The sequence below is a fragment of the Streptomyces sp. NPDC054961 genome (assembly GCF_053609145.1).
Genome location: NZ_JBSGWY010000024.1, coordinates 1 through 19,908, shown reverse-complemented (window position 1 = coordinate 19,908; position 19,908 = coordinate 1). Strand labels below are relative to the sequence as shown.

Genomic DNA, 19,908 nt, shown 5'->3' with positions numbered 1-19,908 from the left:
TGCGGGGGGTCGTCGGTTCACCCTGCCGTCGGAAGGCGCTCAGCCCTCGGACCAGCTGGGATCAGACGTTGAAGCCGAGTGCGCGGAGCTGCTCGCGGCCGTCGTCCGTGATCTTGTCCGGGCCCCACGGCGGCATCCAGACCCAGTTGATGCGCAGTTCGTTGACGATGCCGTCCGTCGCCGACTTGGCCTGGTCCTCGATGACGTCCGTCAGCGGGCAGGCCGCCGAGGTGAGGGTCATGTCGAGGGTGGCGATGTTCGCGTCGTCGACGTGGATGCCGTAGATCAGGCCCAGGTTGACGACGTCGATGCCCAGCTCGGGGTCGACCACGTCGTAGAGGGCCTCGCGGACCTCTTCCTCGGTGGCCGGCTTGATGGACGCCTCGGGCGTCGCGTTCTCGGTCATGCCGTCTTCCTCTCGGCGTCGCCCAGTGCCTGGGCGGTCGCGTCCTTCCACGCCATCCAACTCAGCAGAGCACACTTCACCCGGGCGGGATACTTGGAGACGCCGGCGAACGCGACCGCGTCCTCCAGCACCTCCTCCATGGCCTCGTCGGGCTCCAGCTTGCCCTTGGACTGCATCAGCTCCAGGAACACGGCCTGGATCTTCTGCGCCTCGGCCAGCTGCTTGCCGACGAGCAGCTCGTTCAGTATCGACGCGCCGGCCTGGCTGATGGAACAGCCCTGGCCCTCGTAGGAGATGTCGGTGAGCGTCTCGCCGTCGTACTTGACGCGCAGCGTGATCTCGTCGCCGCACGTCGGGTTGACGTGGTGCACCTCGGCATCGCCGTCGCGCAGGCCACGCCCGCGCGGGTGCTTGTAGTGGTCCAGGATCAGTTCCTGGTACATCGATTCCAGCTTCACTGCGCCCTAGCCGCCCTCGTCGCTTCGCTCGGCTTAACCGAAGAATTTCCGTACGTTCTCCAGCCCGACGACCAGCGCGTCGACCTCGGCGGGAGAGGAGTACAGATAGAAAGACGCTCGCGTGGTCGCCGGAATTCCGTACCGGAGGCAGACCGGGCGGGCGCAGTGGTGACCCACGCGGACCGCGATGCCCTGCTCGTCCAGTACCTGGCCGACGTCGTGCGGGTGGATGTCACCGAGCACGAAGGAGATCGCGGCGCCGCGGTCCTCGGCCGTGGTCGGGCCGATGATGCGCAGGTCCGGGACCTCCAGGAGACGCTTGATCGCGTACTCCGTGATCGCGTGCTCGTGCGCGGCGATCTTGTCCATGCCGATCGCGGACAGGTAGTCCACGGCCGCGCCGAGGCCGACGGCCTGGGCGATCGGGGGCGTACCGGCCTCGAACTTGTGGGGCGCGGGGGCGTACGTCGAGGAGTGCATCGAGACGGTTTCGATCATCTCGCCGCCGCCCAGGAAGGGCGGCAGGTCCTCGAGCAGCTCCTGGCGGCCCCAGAGGACGCCGATGCCGGTCGGGCCGCACATCTTGTGGCCGGTGAAGGCCACGAAGTCGGCGCCGAGCGCCTGCACGTCGAGCGGCATGTGCGGAGCGGCCTGCGAGGCGTCGATCAGCACCAGGGCGCCGACGTCCTGCGCGCGCCGGACGATCGCCTCGACCGGGTTGACCGTGCCCATGATGTTGGAGACCAGCGTGAAGGAGACGATCTTCGTCTTCTCCGTGATGACCTCTTCGATGTTGGACAGGTCGAGCCGGCCGTCGTCGGTCAGGCCGAACCACTTCAACTTCGCGCCGGTGCGCTGCGAGAGCAGCTGCCACGGCACGATGTTGGAGTGGTGCTCCATCTCCGTGATGGCGATCTCGGTCTCGCGGTCGACCCGGTAGGGCTCGTCCGCCCAGCCGAGCATGTTGGCGACCAGGTTGAGCGACTCCGAGGCGTTCTTGGTGAAGATCACCTCGTTGCGGCTCGGGGCGTTGATGAAGGCCGCGACCTTGTCGCGCGCGCCCTCGTACAGCGCCGTGGCCTCCTCGGCGAGCACGTGCACGCCACGGTGGACGTTGGCGTTGTGCTGCTCGTAATACTCGTTCAGCGCATCGAGCACCTGGCGCGGCTTCTGCGAGGTCGCCGCGTTGTCCAGGTAAACGATCTTCTTCCCGTCGTGGACCACACGATCCAGCAGGGGGAAGTCCTTGCGGATCGCCTCGGTGTCGAGGAGGCCAGGCAGCTGTGTCACGCGGTCGCGCCACCCTTCGTGCTGTACGCCTCGTAGCCTTCCGCCTCCAGCTTGTCGGCGAGCTCGGCGCCGCCGGACTCGACGATGCGGCCTTCGGAGAAGACGTGGACGAAGTCGGGCTTGATGTAGCGGAGGATCCGCGTGTAGTGCGTGATCAGCAGCGTGCCGACCTCGCCCGTGGCGCGGACGCGGTTGACGCCCTCGGAGACCTGGCGCAGCGCGTCGACGTCGAGGCCGGAGTCGGTCTCGTCGAGGATCGCGATCTTCGGCTTGAGGAGCTCCAGCTGGAGGATCTCGTGGCGCTTCTTCTCGCCGCCGGAGAAGCCCTCGTTGACGTTGCGCTCGGCGAAGGCCGGGTCCATCTGGAGCTGCTCCATCGCGGACTTGACCTCCTTCACCCAGGTGCGGAGCTTGGGCGCCTCGCCGCGGATCGCGGTCGCCGAGGTGCGCAGGAAGTTGGAGACCGAGACGCCGGGGACCTCGACCGGGTACTGCATGGCGAGGAAGACGCCGGCGCGGGCGCGCTCGTCGACGGACATCTCCAGGACGTCTTCGCCGTCGAGGGTCACGGTTCCACCGGTGATGGTGTACTTCGGGTGACCGGCCAGCGAGTAAGCCAGCGTGGACTTGCCGGAGCCGTTCGGACCCATGATGGCGTGCGTCTCACCCTGCTTGACGGTGAGGTCGACGCCCTTGAGGATCTCGCGGGCGCCGTTCTCGGCCTCGACGGAGACGTGCAGGTCGTGGATTTCAAGCGTTGCCATGGATACCTCAGGACTCCTGGGTGAGGGAGACGAGCACGTCGTCCCCTTCGATCTTTACGGGGTATACGGGGACGGGGCGCGTCGCGGGAAGACCGGACGGCTTGCCGGTGCGCAGGTCGAAAGCCGATCCGTGCAGCCAGCACTCGATCATGCAGTCTTCGACCTCGCCCTCCGAGAGCGAGACGTTCGCGTGCGAGCAGATGTCGTTGATCGCGAACACCTCCCCCTCGGTGGAGACGAGGGACACCGGCGTGCCGTCGAGTTCCACCCGCTTGGGGGTGTTCTCCTCCAGCTCGCTCAGCGCACAGGCCTTGACGTAATTCATCAGACGGAACCCTGGAGCTCGGTCTCGATCTTGGAGAGCAGGCGCTCCTCGATGTCGTCGACACCGATCTGCTGGACGAGCTCGGCGAAGAAGCCGCGCACGACCAGGCGGCGGGCCTCGTCGGCCGGGATGCCGCGGGACTGCAGGTAGAAGAGCTGCTCGTCGTCGAAGCGGCCGGTCGCGGAGGCGTGGCCGGCGCCGACGATCTCGCCGGTCTCGATCTCCAGGTTCGGCACCGAGTCGACCCGCGCGCCGTCCGTGAGGACGAGGTTGCGGTTCATCTCGTAGGTGTCGGTGCCCTCGGCGGTCTTCTCGATGAGGACGTCACCGATCCAGACGGCGTGGGCGCCGTCGCCCTGCAGCGCGCCCTTGTAGACCACGTGCGACGTGCAGTGCGGGGCCTTGTGGTCGACCAGGAGGCGGTGCTCCTGGTGCTGACCGGCGTCGGTGAAGTACAGGCCGAGGAGCTCGGCCTCGCCGCCGGGGCCCGCGTAGTTCACGCGCGGGTGCAGGCGGACGACGTCGCCGCCGAAGGTGACGATGATCGACTTGAAGGTCGCGTCGCGGCCGACCAGCGCGTTGTGCTGGGAGCAGTGGACGGCGGTGTCGTCCCAGTCCTGCACGGAGACGACGGTGAGCTTGGCGCCGTCGCCGACGAGGAAGTCGACGTTGGCGGCGCGCACGCCGTCACCGGTGTGGTCGATGACGACGACGGCCTCGGCGAAGGCCTGGACGTCGAAGACCGTGTGGCCGAAGGTGGTGCCGCCCTCGCCGTGCAGCGAGACGCGCACGGGCTCGGTCAGGACGGCCTCCTTGGGCACGGTGACGACCGTGGCCTTGGCGAAGGACGAGAACGCCTGGGCGGCGATCCGGTCCACCGGGATGCCGGCCTTGCCGATGCGCGCGTCGCCGCGCTCCACCGACTCGACGGTGACGCCCTCGGGCGCGTCGATCTGGGCCTTCATGGTGCCGTTGGCGACCGCGGTGCCGTCGTGCAGGCCCTTCAGGCGGGCGAGCGGCGTGAAGCGCCACTCCTCCTCGCGGCCGTGGGGCACGGGGAAGTCCGCCACGTCGAAGGACGGGGGGGCACTCATCCGGGTGGCGACGGTGGACTCGGCGGCCACCGCGATCGCGCCGGCGGTGGTCGAACCCGCCGGAATGTTCTGAGCCTCAGCCATGGCTGTCGTGTTGCTCTCTTCCTAAAGAATCTGCTGTGGGACGTCGGGCGGGCCGGTACTAGCCGACCGAGCCCTCCATCTGCAGCTCGATCAGCCGGTTCAGCTCCAGCGCGTACTCCATCGGGAGCTCACGGGCGATCGGCTCGACGAAGCCGCGCACGATCATGGCCATCGCCTCGAACTCCGTCAGACCGCGGCTCATCAGGTAGAAGAGCTGGTCGTCGGAGACCTTGGAGACGGTCGCCTCGTGGCCCATGGACACGTCGTCCTCGCGGACGTCCACGTAGGGGTACGTGTCCGAGCGGGAGATCGTGTCGACCAGGAGCGCGTCACACAGGACGTTGGACTTGGAGCCGTGGGCTCCCTCGCCGATCTCGACCAGGCCTCGGTACGAGGTGCGGCCGCCGCCCCGGGCCACCGACTTCGAGACGATGTTGGAGGAGGTGTTCGGCGCCATGTGGACCATCTTGGAGCCGGCGTCCTGGTGCTGGCCCTCGCCCGCGAAGGCGATGGACAGGGTCTCGCCCTTCGCGTGCTCGCCCATCAGGTAGACGGCCGGGTACTTCATGGTGACCTTGGAACCGATGTTGCCGTCGATCCACTCCATGGTCGCGCCCTCGTACGCCACGGCGCGCTTGGTGACCAGGTTGTAGACGTTGTTCGACCAGTTCTGGATCGTCGTGTAGCGGCAGCGGCCGCCCTTCTTCACGATGATCTCGACCACGGCGCTGTGCAGCGAGTCCGAGGAGTAGATCGGGGCGGTGCAGCCCTCGACGTAGTGGACGTAGGCGTCCTCGTCCACGATGATCAGCGTCCGCTCGAACTGGCCCATGTTCTCCGTGTTGATACGGAAGTAGGCCTGGAGCGGGATGTCGACCTTGACGCCCTTGGGCACGTAGATGAACGAGCCTCCCGACCACACGGCGGTGTTCAGCGACGCGAACTTGTTGTCGCCGACCGGGATGACCGTGCCGAAGTACTCCTCGAAGAGCTCCGGGTGCTCCTTCAGCGCGGTGTCCGTGTCGAGGAAGATGACGCCCTGCTCCTCCAGGTCCTCACGGATCTGGTGGTAGACGACCTCGGACTCGTACTGGGCCGCGACACCGGCGACGAGGCGCTGCTTCTCCGCCTCGGGGATGCCGAGCTTGTCGTACGTGTTCTTGATGTCCTCCGGCAGATCCTCCCAGGAAGCGGCCTGCTTCTCGGTGGAACGCACGAAGTACTTGATGTTGTCGAAGTCGATGCCGGAGAGGTCGGAACCCCAGTTCGGCATGGGCTTCTTCCCGAAGAGCTTGAGGCCCTTGAGGCGGAGGTTCAGCATCCACTCAGACTCGGACTTCTTCGCCGAGATGTCGCGGACGACCTCTTCGGACAGACCCCGCTTGGCGGTCGCACCGGCCGCGTCGGAGTCGGCCCATCCGTATTCGTAGGTGCCCAGGCCATCGAGCTCAGGGTGAGCAGTCTCCGTGGTCATGCGGGGTTCCTCCCGGCCGTACTTGCAGATACTGAGGTGTCGGTCTGTGTGGCGTCCCTGACGGGGGCGCCGTTCGCGCTGCGCGGAATGAACGTCGTGCACACCCCGTCGCCGTGGGCGATCGTGGCGAGCCGCTGCACATGCGTCCCGAGCAAGCGGGAGAAGATCTCCGTCTCCGCCTCGCAGAGCTGCGGGAACTGCTCGGCTACGTGCGCGACCGGGCAGTGGTGCTGGCAGAGCTGTTCACCGCTGTGCGGACCGGGAGCGTTCTTCGCCGTAGCAGCGTACCCGTCCCCGGTCAACGCCCTGGCAAGGGCCTCGGTGCGGTCCGCGGGCGCGGCGGCCTCCACGGCTTCCCGGTAGGTCTCCGCCTGAGCCGCCAGCCGCGCCCTGGCGAAGGCGGTCACGGCCGCCTCTCCCCGCTCCCCGCCGCCGGCGGCCTGCGCGATCCAGCGCATGGCGTCCGCGGCGAGGGAGTCGTAGGACTGGTCGAAGGCGTCGCGGCCGCAGTCGGTGAGCGCGAAGACCTTGGCGGGCCGGCCCCGGGTGCGCGCGCCGTACACGCGCTGCTCACGGGGTTCGACCACGTCGTCGGCGACGAGCGTGTCGAGGTGGCGGCGTACGGCGGCCTGGGTGAGGCCGAGACGCTGGGCGAGGTCGGCGACGGTGGAGGGGCCGTGGTCCAGGATCGACCGCGCGACCCGGTTGCGGGTCGACCGCTCCCCGGTCGCGAGTTCGCCCTGTGGGGCCTCGCTCATCCGTTCGCCGTATTTCACAACGCCATTGTTGCGTAAATAGCCGGGGCCCGACAAGCCGTGACGGAGGCCACTCCTGGTGGCCTCCGTCACTAAGGGTTACCTAATCTGCCCACGGAGCGTGAGGCGGAGGACCCTCTCCGATCCCCGCGGGGCCCCGCCGTCGGACCGCTCGACGGCTCCCACCAGCGGTCCTCCGCCCACGACGTGCCCCGCCACGGGGAGCACCGGACCCCGGAGAGGATCTCCGGGTCCGGCTGGGCCATCCGGGACCGCGGGGCCGAAAACCGCCCCGTCCGCCCCGCGCGTCCGCCTCCGACGGCGACGGAATCGGCCCCACCGCCCGCGCGAGTCGTAGGAAAACATCAGGAACGTACGGGTCTGTGACCCTTCGGCGGCGGGACCCACGACCCCGTCCCGGCAGCCTTCCGCGGCTCCGTAGACTCGACGTCCATGAGCAACGACCCCGCCGTGGACATCCGCGGACTGGTGAAGCGGTACGGCGCCAAGACAGCGGTGGACGGGCTGGACCTCACCGTCCGCAGGGCCTCGGTCACCGCGGTCCTCGGTCCCAACGGCGCGGGCAAGACGACCACCGTGGAAACCTGCGAGGGCTACCACCGCCCCGACGCCGGAACCGTCCGCGTCCTCGGCCTCGACCCCGTCGCACAGGCCGACGCCCTGCGCCCGCGCATCGGCGTGATGCTCCAGTCCGGCGGCGTCTACTCCGGCGCCCGCGCCGTCGAGATGCTGCGCCACATGGCCAAGCTCTACGCGAACCCCCTGGACGTCCCCGCCCTGGTGGAGCGCCTCGGCCTCGGCGGCTGCGGCCGCACCGCCTACCGCCGGCTCTCCGGAGGCCAGCAGCAGCGCCTCTCCCTCGCCATGGCCGTCGTCGGCCGCCCCGAGCTGGTCTTCCTGGACGAGCCGACCGCCGGCCTCGACCCGCAGGCCCGTCGCGCGACCTGGGACCTCGTACGGGAGCTGCGCGCCGACGGCGTCTCCGTCGTCCTCACCACCCACCACATGGACGAGGCCGAGCAGCTCGCGGACGAGGTCGCCGTCGTCGACGCCGGCCGGGTCATCGCCCACGGCAGCCCCGAGCAGCTGTGCCGCGGCGGCGCCGAGAACACCCTGCGCTTCACCGGCCGCCCCGCCCTCGACCTCCCCTCGCTGCTCAAGGCCCTGCCCGACGGCAGCCGGGCCGCCGAGCTCACGCCCGGCGTCTACCGGGTCGACGGCGAGGTGGACCCGCAGCTGCTGGCCACCGTCGCCGCCTGGTGCGCACAGCACGGGGTGATGCCGGACAGCCTCTCGGTGGAACGGCACACCCTCGAAGACGTCTTCCTCGAACTGACCGGCAAGGAGTTGCGCGCATGAGCACCGGTACGTTCACCCCCGGACCGGGGGCCGCGCCCGTGTCCCGCATGATCCTCGCGCAGGCCTCGCTGGAGACGCGGATGCTGCTGCGCAACGGCGAGCAGCTGCTGCTCACGGTGATCATCCCGTCGCTGCTGCTGGTGCTGTTCTCCGCGGTCGACATCATCGACGTGCCCCTCCAGGAGGGGGGCTCCGGCAAGTCCGTGGACTTCCTCGCTCCCGGCATCCTGGCGCTGGCCGTGCTGTCCACCGCCTTCACCGGCCAGGCCATCGCCACCGGCTTCGACCGCCGCTACGGGGTCCTCAAGCGCCTCGGGGCCTCGCCGCTGCCGCGCTGGGCGCTGATGGCCGCCAAGACGCTGTCCGTGCTGGTGACCGAGGTGCTGCAGATCGCCCTGCTCACGGTGATCGCCCTCGCCCTGGGCTGGTCCCCGCACGGCGATCCGCTGTCGGTCGCCGTCCTGCTGCTGCTCGGCACCGCCGCCTTCTCCGGTCTGGGCCTGCTGATGGCGGGCACCCTCAAGGCGGAGGCGACGCTGGCCGCCGCCAACCTGGTGTTCCTGCTGCTGCTGGTCGGCGGCGGGGTGATCGTGCCGCTGGATAAGTTCCCGGACGCGGTCCAGAGCGTCCTCGGCCTGCTGCCGATCTCGGCGCTCTCCGACGGGCTGCGCGAGGTGCTCCAGCACGGGGCCTCGCTGCCCTGGGGCGACGCGGCGGTCCTCGCCGTCTGGGCCGTACTCGGCCTGGGCGCCGCCGGACGCCTGTTCCGCTGGCAGTGAATCCCTTCCCCTGAACCTCGCCCCGGCAGGAGGATGGACGCGTCCACACGACAGCGCACCACCGACGCCGGGGGGCGGGCATGGCGCAGCGGGAGGCCGTTCTGCGGCTGGACGAACAGTGGTCACGGGTCCGGTCGGGCGCCGCGCGGGCACAGCCCGCGGAGGCCGACGCCCTGCTGGCCGAGCTGATCGGCGCGCTGCGCGAGCCGGCCCGCACCGACGCCGAGTGCGCGGCCCGGCTGGGCCTGCGGCTCGGCGACCTGGCGGCCCGCCGCTTCGCCGCCGGCGACCGGGGCGGCGCGCTGGCCGCCGTCGAGGAGGGGCTGCGGTTCTCGCAGCAGGCCGCCGGCCACACCCCCGAATTCGCCCGCTGGTACGCCCGCGGCCTGATCAACCAGGGCGTCTGGCTGTCCTGGCCGCTCAGCGACGGGGAACGGCTGCCGAGGTACCCCCTGGGGTCCGGCTCCGAGAGCGGGCCGAGCGCCATGGAGCGGGCCGCCGGCGAGCGCGCCCTGGACCTGACGCGCGGCGCCCTGGAGGTCTGGGCGGGCCTGGACCAGGCGGATCCGGTCAATCAGCGGGGCCTCGCGCAGGCGAAGGTCTTCCTCGGCGACCGGCTCGCGGAGCTGGGCCTGGCCGAGGACGCGGTGGCCTGGGCCGTGGACGCGGAGGGCTCCTTCCGGCGGCTGCTGCTCGCCGGTCCCGGCGCGGAGGAGTCCCAGGAGGCCGAGGAGGCCCTGGACCACATCGGCCGACAGCTCGAACTGCGGCTGCGCTACCTCACCTTCGACGCGCTGGTGAGCCTGCGCGCCCGGGGGCTGCTGCCCGAACGGCTGCTGCCCCAGGCCGTGGTGGCCGCCCGGATCCAGGGCGTCACCGAGCCCGGGATCGCCGCCCGGCTGCGCCTGGAGGCCGACCAGGTCCGCACGATGCTCGAGGTGACCCCCTGGCTCGCGGTCTGGCGCATCGAGGTCCGCGGCTCCGACGGACTGTGGAACGTACAGTCACATCCCTGGCACAGCAGCATGGAAGTAAGAAACAGGACGGCTGAGGACATAGGCGCCGAATTAGTACGGGGCTTCGCGGCCTCCACCGACTACCCGGGCGAAGCCGCCCCTTGGCGGATCCGCGTCTGGTGGCACACCGAAGGCGACCCGGCCGGAGCCCGGTTCCACGCGGTCATCGGCCCGGAAGCCGCAGCGGCCACCCCCTCGTGAAACTTTGCACAAGGGTCCGCGTACGATAAGGGCCGTGTTGACCCCCCTCGCTTACCTCTCCCGCCGCTGGACTCCGTCACCCCGGACCGTCCGGCGGGCCGCGTTCGCCGCGGTGCTCATGAGCATCGCCATCGTCGTCACCGGCGGCGCGGTGCGGCTGACCGGATCCGGTCTCGGCTGCGACACCTGGCCCAAGTGCACGAGCGACAGCCTGATCGTCACCCAGGAGCAGGGCTTCCACGGCGCCATCGAGTTCGGCAACCGCATGCTGACGTACGTGCTCTGCGCGGCCGTTGGCTGGACGATCGTCGCCGCCCGCTGCGCCAAGCCGTGGCGCCGCTCGCTGACCCGGCTCGGCTGGCTCCAGTTCGCCCTCGTGATGGGCAACGCGGTCCTCGGCGGCATCACCGTCCTGACGGGGCTCAACCCCTACAGCGTGGCCGGGCACTTCATGCTCGCCACCTCGCTGATCACCGTGACCACGATCACCTGGCAGCGCACCCGCGAGGGCGACGGCCCCGTCCGGCCGCGCGTGCCGGCTCCCGTGCGCAAGCTGTCGTGGGCGCTGGTCGCGGCCGCCGTCGTACTGATCGCCGCGGGCACCGTGGTCACCGGTTCCGGCCCGCACGCGGGTGACAGCAGCGAGATCAAGCGGATGCCCTTCGACTGGTCGGCCGCCGCCCACGTGCACGCCGTGTCCGCCTGGCTGGTGTGCGCGCTCGCCGTCGCGATGTGGCTGGTGCTGCGGGTGGTCGACGCCCCGGTCGACACCCGGGCGCGCGCCCGCGACCTGCTGATCGTGCTGCTCGCCCAGGGCGGCATCGGCTACGTGCAGTACTTCACCCAGGTTCCCGAGGCCCTGGTGGCCGCCCACATGCTCGGCTCCTGCCTGGTGTGGATCGCGGTGGTCCGGGTCGCGCTGAGCCTGCGCGAGCGCCCGGCGGAGCAGGCCGGCATCCCGGCCCAGGGCGACGTCCGGCTCACCACGGTCTGAGCCGACCGCGCCGGGGCCGCGCCTCCCCGGCGGCCCCCGGCGCCGCGCGGCCCCCGGCGCCGCGCGGGACCTCAGGTCCGCTCGTCCAGCCGGTAGACGCGGCGCGCGTTGCCCGCCGCGACCATCGCCGCCACCCGCTCGGCGTCCCGCCAGGACCAGGAGCCCTCGGCGACCCATCCGCCCAGGACCCGGCCCAGCGCCTCGCGGAAGACCCGGGCGCCCACCACGTGCAGTTCGGCCAGCTGCCGTCCGCCGCCGCCGAACATCAGCTTTCCGAACGGGGCGCTCTCCAGGCACTCGGCCAGCACCCCGGCGGCCCGTTCCCCGCTCTGCCCGGGAGCCGCGCCGAGCTCGGCGTACACGTGCGGGAAGAGCGTCGCCAGCCGCGCGGCCTGGCGGTGGTACGGGTATCCGCCGAGCAGCACCAGCCGGGTGCCGAGCCCCGCGGTGGCCCGCAGGAAGTCCGTCAGCCGCTCCGGCTCCCCCGCGCCCCCGCCGGTGTGCAGCTGGAGCGGCAGCCCCGAGGCCACCGCGCTCCACACCAGGTGGCGCAGGAGCACGGGGTCCCGTACGGCGCCGCCCCTGGGCCGCCCGGCGAGCCAGCGCCCGGCCGCACCCCGCACCTCGCCCGGGCCGGGCGGCTCCGGCGAGCGCGCGAGGGCGGTGCTCCAGGACAGGGCCGCGGCCCCCGCCTCGCCGCCGCAGGTGAAGCCCACGGCACCGGCGGCGGCGTGGTGGACGGCCTCGGAGAGGTTGGCGAGGAAGGCGGCCGCGGTCCCGGAGGTGTCGGCGGCTTGTTCGGCCAGCAGCTCCAGCCGCACGAGCTCGAAGGCCTCGCCGCCGCCCGCCAGGGCCAGCTCCTTGGGCCCGGTGAGGTCGCCGGGCACTCCGGTGTCGACCAGCCGGACGGCGACCCCGGAGCCGCGCAGCAGTCTGCGGGCCGACTCGGCGGCGCCCAGTTCGCGGCGCCGGGCGAGGTAGCGGGCGGGTGCGCAGTGCGGTTCGAGGCCGAGCAGCGGCGGGCACCAGCGGCGCAGGGCGAAGCCGGTCTGGGTGTCGAAGAACGTGGTGCCGGCGGCGGGTGGGCCGGCCGGGCGGATCAGCTGGGCCTCGAAGGTGGCGAGGCCCAGCTCCGTGCGGAGCACTCCCTGGCAGTACTGGTCCACCAGGGGCGGCGTTTCGATCATCCGGGCATCCCGTTGCGGACGTGAGGAAGGGGCTTCCACACGTCCTAACGGGTGCGCGGGGTGTGAGGTGTTGCTCGGGCTGTTGACCGAGCGGGTGACACGCCCGGGACCGTGACCATCAAGCCAATGATCCGCAGGGATCCGGCCGCCCCGTTCAGGCCGCCGGGCTCGCCGGGCTCGCCGGGTTCGCCGGCCCGCCGAGCTGCATGCCGGCCATCCGGGTCCACTCGTACGGCCCCGTCCTCACGCGCGCGGCGAACTCGCCGTCGAACTCCTCGTGGAGGGTCAGCCCGGCCTTCTCGGCCGCGAGCCGCGCGGTGTCGTACGTCGGGGCCACCAGGTCGCCCCAGCCGCCGTCCGTGCCGACGAGGACGATCCGGGTGCCCGCCTGGCCGATGTGCGCGAGCTGGCCCTCGGCGCCGCCGTGCTGCTTGGCGAACGCGCCGATCTGCTTGGCCAGCTTCGCGGCCGTACGGTCCTGCTTCTTGTCCGCCGTGGCGGCGGTCTCCTCGGTCTCTGCCATGGAAGGCATGCTACCGGTGAGTAATCAACGGAGGAAGGGATCCACGGCGACGGCGACGAAGAGCAGCGACACATAGGTGATCGACCAGTGGAACAGCCGCATCTCCTTGAGCTTCGCGCCCGTCACGCCCGACTTGGCCCGCGCGTTGAGCGCGTGCGCCTCCCACAGCCACCAGCCACCCGCGACCAGCGCGACCGAGGTGTAGAACCAGCCGGTGTAGCCGAGCGGGGTCAGGAGCAGCGAGACCGCCACCATCACCCAGCTGTAGAGGACGATCTGCTTGGCCACGGCCTTGTTGCCCGCCACGACCGGCAGCATCGGCACGCCGACCCGCGCGTAGTCGTCCTTGACCTTCATCGACAGCGGCCAGTAGTGCGGCGGCGTCCAGAAGAAGATGACGAGGAAGAGGATGACGGCGGCCCAGGAGACCTCGTTCTTCACCGCCGACCAGCCGATGAGCACCGGCATGCAGCCCGCGATGCCGCCCCAGACGATGTTCTGGGAGGTGCGCCGCTTCAGCAGCATCGTGTAGACGACCACGTAGAAGAGGAGCGCGCCGAGCGAGAGTGCCGCCGACAGCCAGTTGATCAGCAGGCCGAAGAACAGGGTCGAGATCACGGCGAGGCTGATGCCGAAGGCCAGGCACTCCGCCGGGCTGACCATGCCGGTCACCAGGGGGCGCTGCGCGGTCCGGTCCATCAACGCGTCGATGTCGCGGTCGATGTACATGTTCAGCGCGTTGGCGCCGCCCGCGGACAGGTAGCCGCCGAAGCAGGTCGCGAGGACCAGCCACAGGGACGGCACGCCCTGCTCGGCGAGGAACATCACCGGCACTGTGGTGATCAGCAGAAGTTCGATGATCCGCGGCTTGGTCAAAGCCACGAAAGCCATGACCCGGGCCCCGAACGGCCGGTGACCGGGGCTCGTCCCGAGCACCCCCGCTGGACGGGATTCGACGGCCGTCACGCACACCCCTGACAGAGAATCCAGCAAGCCCCCGGCCTTGTCCCCGCGATGCGTGGGGGTTTGGTGAGGCTTGCGCGTACCACGCCACTCTAGACGTAGCGCTTACCCCGCCCTGCGCGGGGGTCGCCCCGTGTTGGTCCGATCGGCGCTCAGACGTCACAACTCGACCGCGGGTACTCGAATAGCTGCACGCTGTGGCGGGGGTAGGCTCGGAATCGCCGGTGCACCGTTCGTCACCGGGACTAGACATGTGGAGAGGAGCCCTGACCCACGGTGAGCACCAAGCCGACGACCACAGAGCTCGACTGGACCGAACTGGACCAGCGTGCTGTCGACACCGCCCGGATCCTGGCCGCCGACGCGGTCCAGAAGGTCGGTAACGGCCACCCCGGCACGGCGATGAGCCTGGCCCCCGTCGCGTACACCCTCTTCCAGAAGGTCATGCGGCACGACCCGGCGGATCCGGAATGGGTCGGCCGCGACCGTTTCGTGCTCTCCGCGGGTCACTCGTCGCTGACCCTCTACACCCAGCTGTACCTGGCCGGCTTCGGCCTGGAGCTGGACGACCTCAAGGCCTTCCGCACCTGGGGCTCCAAGACCCCCGGCCACCCGGAGTACGGCCACACCGCGGGCGTGGAGACCACCACCGGCCCGCTGGGCCAGGGCATCGCCAACGCGGTGGGCATGGCCATGGCCGCCCGCTACGAGCGCGGTCTGTTCGACCCCGAGGCCGCCCAGGGCGCCTCGCCGTTCGACCACATGATCTACGCGATCTCGGGCGACGGCTGCCTCCAGGAGGGCATCTCCCACGAGGCGTCCGCGCTGGCGGGCCACCAGAAGCTCGGCAACCTGGTGCTCCTGTGGGACGACAACCACATCTCCATCGAGGGCGACACGGAGACGGCCGTCTCCGAGGACACCCTCAAGCGCTACGAGGCGTACGGCTGGCACGTCCAGCGCGTCGCGCAGCAGGAGAACGGCGACCTCGACCCGAAGGCGCTGTTCGCCGCCCTCCAGGCCGCCAAGGCCGAGACGGAGCGCCCCTCCTTCATCGCGGCCCGCTCGATCATCGCCTGGCCGGCCCCGCACGCCCAGGGCACGGAGGCCTCGCACGGCTCCGCCCTCGGTGACGACGAGGTCGCCGCCACCAAGCGCGTGCTCGGTTTCGACCCGGAGCAGACCTTCGAGGTCTCCGACGAGGTCATCGCGCACACCCGCAAGGCGCTGGACCGGGGCCGCGAGGCCAGGGCCGCGTGGGAGAAGGACTTCTCCGCCTGGCGCACGGCCAACCCGCAGCGCGCCGCCGAGTTCGACCGGATCAACGCCAACGAGCTGCCCGCGGGCTGGGAGGACAAGCTCCCCGTCTTCGAGACCGGCAAGGGCGTCGCCACCCGCGCCGCCTCCGGCAAGGTCCTCGAGGCGCTCGGCGCGGTCATCCCGGAGCTGTGGGGCGGCTCGGCCGACCTGGCCGGCTCCAACAACACCACCATCGACAAGAACTCCTCGTTCCTGCCGGTGGGCAACCCGCTGCCGGAGGCCGACCCGTACGGCCGCACCGTCCACTTCGGCATCCGCGAGCACGCCATGGCCGCGACCATGAACGGCATCGCCCTGCACGGCCACACCCGTATCTACGGCGGCACCTTCCTGGTGTTCTCCGACTACATGCGCAACGCCGTGCGCCTCTCCGCCCTGATGCACGTGCCGGTCACCTACGTGTGGACGCACGACTCCATCGGCCTCGGCGAGGACGGCCCGACGCACCAGCCGGTCGAGCACGTCGCCTCGCTGCGCGCCATCCCGGGCCTGAACGTGGTCCGCCCGGCCGACGCGAACGAGACCGCCATCGCCTGGCGCGAGATCCTGCGCCGCCACACCAAGGTGTTCGGCAAGGGTGCCCCGCACGGTCTGGCGCTGACCCGCCAGGGCGTGCCGACCTACGACCGCAACGAGGACGCCGCCAAGGGCGGGTACGTGCTCTTCGAGGCGACCGGCCCCGAGGGGCAGAGCGCGGCCGCCCAGGTCGTCCTCATCGGCACCGGCTCCGAGGTCCAGCTCGCCGTCGCCGCGCGCGAGGCGCTGCAGGCCGAGGGCGTGCCGACGCGGGTCGTCTCGATGCCGTCCGTCGAGTGGTTCGAGGAGCAGGACCAGGCGTACAAGGACAGCGTGCTGCCGCCGTCGGTCAAGGCTCGGGTCGCCGTCGAGGCCGGCATCGGCCTGACCTGGCACCGCTACGTCGGCGACGCCGGCCGGATCGTCTCGCTGGAGCACTTCGGAGCCTCGGCCGACGCCAAGGTGCTGTTCCGCGAGTTCGGTTTCACCCCCGAGGCCGTGGCCGCCGCCGCGCGCGACTCGCTCGCCGCCGCCGCCCGCTGACGCCCCCAGACCAGTAGGAGATGCAATTCCCATGACAGACGCACTGAAGCGCCTTTCCGACGAGGGCGTGGCGATCTGGCTGGACGACCTGTCCCGCAAGCGCATCACGTCCGGCAACCTGGCCGAGCTCATCGACCAGCAGCACGTCGTCGGGGTCACCACCAACCCGGCGATCTTCCAGAAGGCGATCAGCGGCGGCGAGGGGTACGAGCAGCAGCTCGCCGACCTGGCCGCCCGCAAGGTCACCGTCGAAGAGGCGATCCGCATGATCACCACGGCGGACGTCCGCGACGCCGCCGACATCCTGCGCCCGGTGTACGACGCCACCGAGGGCCAGGACGGCCGGGTGTCGATCGAGGTCGACCCCCGTCTGGCCCACAACACCCCGGCGACCGTCGCCGAGGCCAAGCAGCTGGCCTGGCTGGTGGACCGCCCGAACACGCTCATCAAGATCCCGGCGACCAAGGCCGGCCTGCCGGCGATCACCGAGGTCATCGGCAAGGGCATCAGCGTCAACGTCACGCTGATCTTCTCGCTGGAGCGCTACCGCGAGGTCATGGACGCGTACCTGGCGGGTCTGGAGAAGGCGAAGGCCGCGGGCCTGGACCTCTCCCGGATCCACTCGGTCGCCTCCTTCTTCGTGTCCCGCGTGGACTCCGAGATCGACAAGCGCCTGGACGGCATCGGCTCCGACGAGGCCAAGGCCCTCAAGGGCAAGGCGGCGCTCGCGAACGCCCGTCTGGCCTACGAGGCGTACGAAGAGGTGTTCTCCACCGAGCGCTGGGCCGCGCTGGACAAGGCGCACGCCAACAAGCAGCGCCCGCTGTGGGCCTCGACGGGCGTCAAGGACCCGGCGTACAAGGACACCCTGTACGTGGTGGACCTGGTCGCCCCCGGCACGGTCAACACCATGCCGGAAGCCACCCTGGACGCCACCGCCGACCACGGCGAGGTCTCCGGCGACACCATCCGCGGCACCTACGACGCGTCGCGCGCCGAGCTCGACGCGGTCGCGAAGCTGGGCATCTCGTACGACGATGTGGTGCAGCTGCTCGAGGAAGAGGGCGTCGAGAAGTTCGCGGTGTCCTGGAACGACCTGCTGAAGTCGACCGAGGCGGAGCTCCTGCGCCTTGCCCCCACGGAGGCCTGAACACTTTGTCTGTAAACGGAGCGAACCCGCTTCGTGACGCACAGGACCGGCGGCTCCCGCGCATCGCGGGGCCGTCCGGCCTGGTCATTTTCGGCGTTACGGGTGACCTGTCGCGCAAGAAACTGATGCCTGCCGTCTACGACCTCGCCAACCGCGGGCTGCTCCCGCCGGGCTTCTCGCTGATCGGCTTCGCCCGTCGCGAGTGGCAGGACGAGGACTTCGCGCAGGAGGTCCACGACGCGGTCAAGGAACACGCGCGCACTCCCTTCCGCGAAGAGGTCTGGCAGCAGCTCGTACAGGGCTGCCGCTTCGTGCAGGGCGACTTCGACGACGACCAGGCGTTCGAGACGCTGAAGTCGACGATCGAGGAGCTGGACAAGGCTCAGGGAACGGGCGGCAACTTCGCCTTCTACCTGTCCGTCCCGCCGAAGTTCTTCCCCAAGGTCGTCGCCCAGCTCAAGAAGCACGGGCTGGCGGACCAGAAGGAAGGCTCCTGGCGGCGCGCGGTCATCGAGAAGCCCTTCGGGCACGACCTGACCAGTGCACAGGAGCTCAACCAGCTCGTGCACGACGTCTTCCCGCCCAACGAGGTCTTCCGGATCGACCACTACCTGGGCAAGGAGACCGTCCAGAACATCCTGGCGCTCCGCTTCGCCAACACGATGTTCGAGCCCATCTGGAACCGGTCGTACGTCGACCACGTGCAGATCACCATGGCCGAGGACATCGGCATCGGCGGCCGGGCCGGCTACTACGACGGCATCGGCGCGGCCCGTGACGTCATCCAGAACCACCTCCTGCAGCTGCTCGCGCTGACCGCGATGGAGGAGCCCGGCTCCTTCCACCCCAAGGCGCTGGTGGCCGAGAAGCTCAAGGTGCTGACCGCCGTGGAGCTGCCCGAGGACCTGGGCAAGCACACCGTGCGCGGCCAGTACTCGGCGGCGTGGCAGGGCGGCGAGAAGGTCGTCGGGTACCTCGAAGAGGACGGCATCGACCCCAAGTCGAAGACCGACACCTACGCGGCCATCCGTCTGGAGATCAACAACCGCCGCTGGGCGGGCGTCCCGTTCTACCTGCGGACCGGCAAGCGCCTGGGCCGCCGGGTGACCGAGATCGCGGTCGTCTTCAAGCGGGCCCCGTACCTGCCGTTCGAGTCGGGCGCGACCGAGGAGCTCGGGCAGAACGCCCTGGTCATCCGGGTCCAGCCGGACGAGGGCGTGACGGTGCGCTTCGGCTCCAAGGTTCCGGGCACCTCGATGGAGGTCCGCGACGTCACGATGGACTTCGCCTACGGCGAGTCCTTCACGGAGTCGAGCCCCGAGGCCTACGAGCGGCTCATCCTCGACGTCCTGCTCGGTGACGCGAACCTCTTCCCGCGCCACCAGGAGGTCGAGCTGTCCTGGAACATCCTCGACCCGATCGAGAAGTACTGGGACACGCACGGCAAGCCCGCGCAGTACCCGTCGGGCACCTGGGGACCGGTCGAGGCGGACGAGATGCTCGCACGAGACGGACGGAGCTGGCGCCGGCCATGAAGATCGACCTCACGGAGACCAACTCCAGCAAGATCAACGCCGCGTTGGTGAAGGCGCGCCGGGACATCGGCACGCCTGCCATCGGCATGGTCCTCACGCTGGTGATCGTGACCGACGAGGAGAACGCGTACGACGCGCTCAAGTCGGCGAACGACGCGTCCCGCGAGCACCCTTCGCGGATCGTCGTCGTCATCAGGCGGATCAGCCGCTCGCCGCGCAGCCGGCAGGGCGCCCGCCTCGACGCGGAAGTCCGCGTCGGGACGGACTCCGGCACGGGCGAAACGGTTGTGCTCCGCCTGTACGGCGAACTGGTGGACCACGCCCAGTCGGTGGTCCTCCCCCTGCTCCTGCCGGACGCGCCCGTCGTCGTCTGGTGGCCCGAGGGCGCCCCGCAGGATCTGGCGGGCGACCCCCTGGGGACGCTCGGCCAGCGCCGGATCTCGGACACCTACTCCGCCGAGGACCCCATCACGACACTCGGCTCGCGGGCCGAGGCGTACGCCCCCGGGGACACGGACCTGTCCTGGACCCGGATCACCCCGTGGCGTTCCATGCTGGCGGCCGCGCTGGACCAGCAGACCCACTCGGTGACCTCGGCCAACGTGGAGGGCGAGGCCGACAACCCCAGCTGCGAGCTCCTGGCCATGTGGCTCGCGGACCGGCTGCAGGTCCCCGTCCGGCGCACCTCCTCGACGGGCCCCGGCCTCACGGCGGTCCGCCTGGAGACCCAGGGCGGCGAGATCGTCCTGGACCGCGCGGACGGCTCGCTGGCCACGCTGTGCATGCCGGGCCAGCCCGACCGTGCGGTGGCGCTCAAGCGCCGTGAGACGGCCGAGCTGCTCGCGGAAGAGCTGCGCCGGCTGGACCCGGACAACACGTACGAGGCCTCGCTGAAGTTCGGCGTGGCGAAGCTGGCGGCCTCCCAGCCGGCGGCCGAGGCAGAGGCCGAGGCCGCCCAGGCTCCGGCCGCGAAGCCCGGAGCCGAGGCTCCGGCCGCGAAGCGGGCTCCGGCGAAGCCGGCCAAGAAGGCCGCGGCCAAGTAGCACGAACGGCGCCGCCGGTCTTGGGATCCGTGCACTCCGGGATGTCCACGATGGTGTCGCGCGGCACGGAGGTGACCGAGGCGTTCTTCCGGTCGGCGGAGATGTGGA

At 70.6% G+C, this 19,908-nt stretch carries 19 protein-coding genes; 8 read left to right on the top strand and 11 right to left on the bottom strand.

Annotated elements, in window-relative coordinates; genetic code table 11:
- Nucleotides 1-61: 61 nt before the first annotated feature.
- From ACWF9Z_RS21705 to ACWF9Z_RS21670, 8 genes are read right to left on the bottom strand one after another with little or no spacing between them, the layout of a single operon-like run.
- A complete protein-coding gene (locus ACWF9Z_RS21705; protein WP_215020285.1) occupies nucleotides 62-406 on the bottom strand; it encodes a metal-sulfur cluster assembly factor in 345 nt (114 codons plus the stop codon).
- Entirely contained in the window at nucleotides 403-864 is a 462-nt protein-coding gene (sufU, locus tag ACWF9Z_RS21700; protein WP_356653841.1) for a Fe-S cluster assembly sulfur transfer protein SufU, read from the bottom strand. The genes ACWF9Z_RS21705 and sufU overlap by 4 nt, the downstream gene beginning before the upstream one ends.
- 33 nt (nucleotides 865-897) lie before the next feature.
- Nucleotides 898-2,154, bottom strand: coding sequence for a cysteine desulfurase (locus ACWF9Z_RS21695; protein WP_453604335.1), 1,257 nt, complete (start codon nucleotides 2,152-2,154; stop codon nucleotides 898-900).
- Nucleotides 2,151-2,918, bottom strand: a complete 768-nt coding sequence (gene sufC, locus ACWF9Z_RS21690) for a Fe-S cluster assembly ATPase SufC (RefSeq protein WP_266630406.1) — start codon at nucleotides 2,916-2,918, stop codon at nucleotides 2,151-2,153. The genes ACWF9Z_RS21695 and sufC overlap by 4 nt, the downstream gene beginning before the upstream one ends.
- A 7-nt stretch (nucleotides 2,919-2,925) precedes the next feature.
- Nucleotides 2,926-3,243 (bottom strand): bifunctional 3-phenylpropionate/cinnamic acid dioxygenase ferredoxin subunit, encoded by a 318-nt coding sequence (locus tag ACWF9Z_RS21685; protein WP_356653837.1) that lies wholly within the window; start codon nucleotides 3,241-3,243, stop codon nucleotides 2,926-2,928.
- The gene (gene sufD, locus ACWF9Z_RS21680) at nucleotides 3,243-4,421 is read right to left on the bottom strand and encodes a Fe-S cluster assembly protein SufD (RefSeq protein ID WP_453604333.1); all 1,179 of its coding nucleotides are present in this window, start codon (nucleotides 4,419-4,421) and stop codon (nucleotides 3,243-3,245) included. The genes ACWF9Z_RS21685 and sufD overlap by 1 nt, the downstream gene beginning before the upstream one ends.
- Nucleotides 4,422-4,479: 58 nt before the next feature.
- A complete protein-coding gene (gene sufB, locus ACWF9Z_RS21675; RefSeq protein ID WP_453604331.1) occupies nucleotides 4,480-5,895 on the bottom strand; it encodes a Fe-S cluster assembly protein SufB in 1,416 nt (471 codons plus the stop codon).
- Nucleotides 5,892-6,653 (bottom strand): helix-turn-helix transcriptional regulator, encoded by a 762-nt coding sequence (locus tag ACWF9Z_RS21670; RefSeq protein WP_453604329.1) that lies wholly within the window; start codon nucleotides 6,651-6,653, stop codon nucleotides 5,892-5,894. Before ACWF9Z_RS21670 ends, sufB begins: the two co-directional genes overlap by 4 nt.
- Before the next feature lie 450 nt (nucleotides 6,654-7,103).
- Here ACWF9Z_RS21670 and ACWF9Z_RS21665 point away from each other — a divergent pair, with 450 nt between their 5' ends.
- The 4 genes from ACWF9Z_RS21665 to ACWF9Z_RS21650 all read left to right on the top strand — a co-directional run bounded on the left by ACWF9Z_RS21665 (nucleotide 7,104) and on the right by ACWF9Z_RS21650 (nucleotide 11,020).
- Nucleotides 7,104-8,030, top strand: a complete 927-nt coding sequence (locus ACWF9Z_RS21665) for an ABC transporter ATP-binding protein (protein WP_453604327.1) — start codon at nucleotides 7,104-7,106, stop codon at nucleotides 8,028-8,030.
- On the top strand, nucleotides 8,027-8,809 hold the full coding sequence (locus ACWF9Z_RS21660) for an ABC transporter permease (protein ID WP_453604325.1): 783 nt from the start codon (nucleotides 8,027-8,029) through the stop codon (nucleotides 8,807-8,809). Before ACWF9Z_RS21665 ends, ACWF9Z_RS21660 begins: the two co-directional genes overlap by 4 nt.
- Before the next feature lie 80 nt (nucleotides 8,810-8,889).
- Nucleotides 8,890-10,026: a hypothetical protein gene (locus tag ACWF9Z_RS21655; RefSeq protein WP_453604323.1), complete on the top strand. Its 1,137-nt coding sequence runs from the start codon at nucleotides 8,890-8,892 to the stop codon at nucleotides 10,024-10,026.
- A 4-nt stretch (nucleotides 10,027-10,030) separates the two neighbouring features.
- The gene (locus tag ACWF9Z_RS21650; RefSeq protein WP_453604322.1) at nucleotides 10,031-11,020 is read left to right on the top strand and encodes a COX15/CtaA family protein; all 990 of its coding nucleotides are present in this window, start codon (nucleotides 10,031-10,033) and stop codon (nucleotides 11,018-11,020) included.
- A 71-nt stretch (nucleotides 11,021-11,091) separates the two neighbouring features.
- Here ACWF9Z_RS21650 and ACWF9Z_RS21645 read toward each other — a convergent pair whose 3' ends face one another.
- The 3 genes from ACWF9Z_RS21645 to ACWF9Z_RS21635 form a co-directional block, all read right to left on the bottom strand.
- Nucleotides 11,092-12,207, bottom strand: coding sequence for an amidohydrolase family protein (locus ACWF9Z_RS21645; protein ID WP_453604320.1), 1,116 nt, complete (start codon nucleotides 12,205-12,207; stop codon nucleotides 11,092-11,094).
- 154 nt (nucleotides 12,208-12,361) lie between these two features.
- Entirely contained in the window at nucleotides 12,362-12,739 is a 378-nt protein-coding gene (locus ACWF9Z_RS21640; protein WP_453604318.1) for a hypothetical protein, read from the bottom strand.
- Between the two features lie 15 nt (nucleotides 12,740-12,754).
- Nucleotides 12,755-13,702: a heme o synthase gene (locus tag ACWF9Z_RS21635; RefSeq protein WP_453604470.1), complete on the bottom strand. Its 948-nt coding sequence runs from the start codon at nucleotides 13,700-13,702 to the stop codon at nucleotides 12,755-12,757.
- A gap of 267 nt (nucleotides 13,703-13,969) precedes the next feature.
- On the opposite strand from ACWF9Z_RS21635, the gene tkt reads away from it, so the two are divergent.
- The 4 genes from tkt to opcA are packed head-to-tail and all read left to right on the top strand — an operon-like array spanning nucleotide 13,970 to nucleotide 19,800.
- Nucleotides 13,970-16,072 (top strand): transketolase, encoded by a 2,103-nt coding sequence (tkt, locus tag ACWF9Z_RS21630; protein WP_453604316.1) that lies wholly within the window; start codon nucleotides 13,970-13,972, stop codon nucleotides 16,070-16,072.
- Nucleotides 16,073-16,103: 31 nt separating this feature from the next.
- A complete protein-coding gene (gene tal / locus ACWF9Z_RS21625; RefSeq protein WP_453604314.1) occupies nucleotides 16,104-17,222 on the top strand; it encodes a transaldolase in 1,119 nt (372 codons plus the stop codon).
- A 5-nt stretch (nucleotides 17,223-17,227) separates the two neighbouring features.
- Nucleotides 17,228-18,757, top strand: coding sequence for a glucose-6-phosphate dehydrogenase (gene zwf, locus ACWF9Z_RS21620; protein WP_453604312.1), 1,530 nt, complete (start codon nucleotides 17,228-17,230; stop codon nucleotides 18,755-18,757).
- The gene (gene opcA / locus ACWF9Z_RS21615) at nucleotides 18,754-19,800 is read left to right on the top strand and encodes a glucose-6-phosphate dehydrogenase assembly protein OpcA (RefSeq protein ID WP_453604311.1); all 1,047 of its coding nucleotides are present in this window, start codon (nucleotides 18,754-18,756) and stop codon (nucleotides 19,798-19,800) included. The genes zwf and opcA overlap by 4 nt, the downstream gene beginning before the upstream one ends.
- Nucleotides 19,801-19,908: the final 108 nt, after the last annotated feature.

Coding starts and splice junctions, on each gene's coding strand:
- ACWF9Z_RS21640 (WP_453604318.1), bottom strand. CDS start 12,739: ATGCCTTCCATGGCAGAGACCGAGGAGACCGCCGCCACGGCGGACAAG.
- sufB (WP_453604331.1), bottom strand. CDS start 5,895: ATGACCACGGAGACTGCTCACCCTGAGCTCGATGGCCTGGGCACCTAC.
- sufD (WP_453604333.1), bottom strand. CDS start 4,421: ATGGCTGAGGCTCAGAACATTCCGGCGGGTTCGACCACCGCCGGCGCG.
- opcA (WP_453604311.1), top strand. CDS start 18,754: ATGAAGATCGACCTCACGGAGACCAACTCCAGCAAGATCAACGCCGCG.
- ACWF9Z_RS21705 (WP_215020285.1), bottom strand. CDS start 406: ATGACCGAGAACGCGACGCCCGAGGCGTCCATCAAGCCGGCCACCGAG.
- sufC (WP_266630406.1), bottom strand. CDS start 2,918: ATGGCAACGCTTGAAATCCACGACCTGCACGTCTCCGTCGAGGCCGAG.
- tal (WP_453604314.1), top strand. CDS start 16,104: ATGACAGACGCACTGAAGCGCCTTTCCGACGAGGGCGTGGCGATCTGG.
- ACWF9Z_RS21670 (WP_453604329.1), bottom strand. CDS start 6,653: ATGAGCGAGGCCCCACAGGGCGAACTCGCGACCGGGGAGCGGTCGACC.
- ACWF9Z_RS21655 (WP_453604323.1), top strand. CDS start 8,890: ATGGCGCAGCGGGAGGCCGTTCTGCGGCTGGACGAACAGTGGTCACGG.
- ACWF9Z_RS21645 (WP_453604320.1), bottom strand. CDS start 12,207: ATGATCGAAACGCCGCCCCTGGTGGACCAGTACTGCCAGGGAGTGCTC.
- ACWF9Z_RS21660 (WP_453604325.1), top strand. CDS start 8,027: ATGAGCACCGGTACGTTCACCCCCGGACCGGGGGCCGCGCCCGTGTCC.
- ACWF9Z_RS21685 (WP_356653837.1), bottom strand. CDS start 3,243: ATGAATTACGTCAAGGCCTGTGCGCTGAGCGAGCTGGAGGAGAACACC.
- ACWF9Z_RS21665 (WP_453604327.1), top strand. CDS start 7,104: ATGAGCAACGACCCCGCCGTGGACATCCGCGGACTGGTGAAGCGGTAC.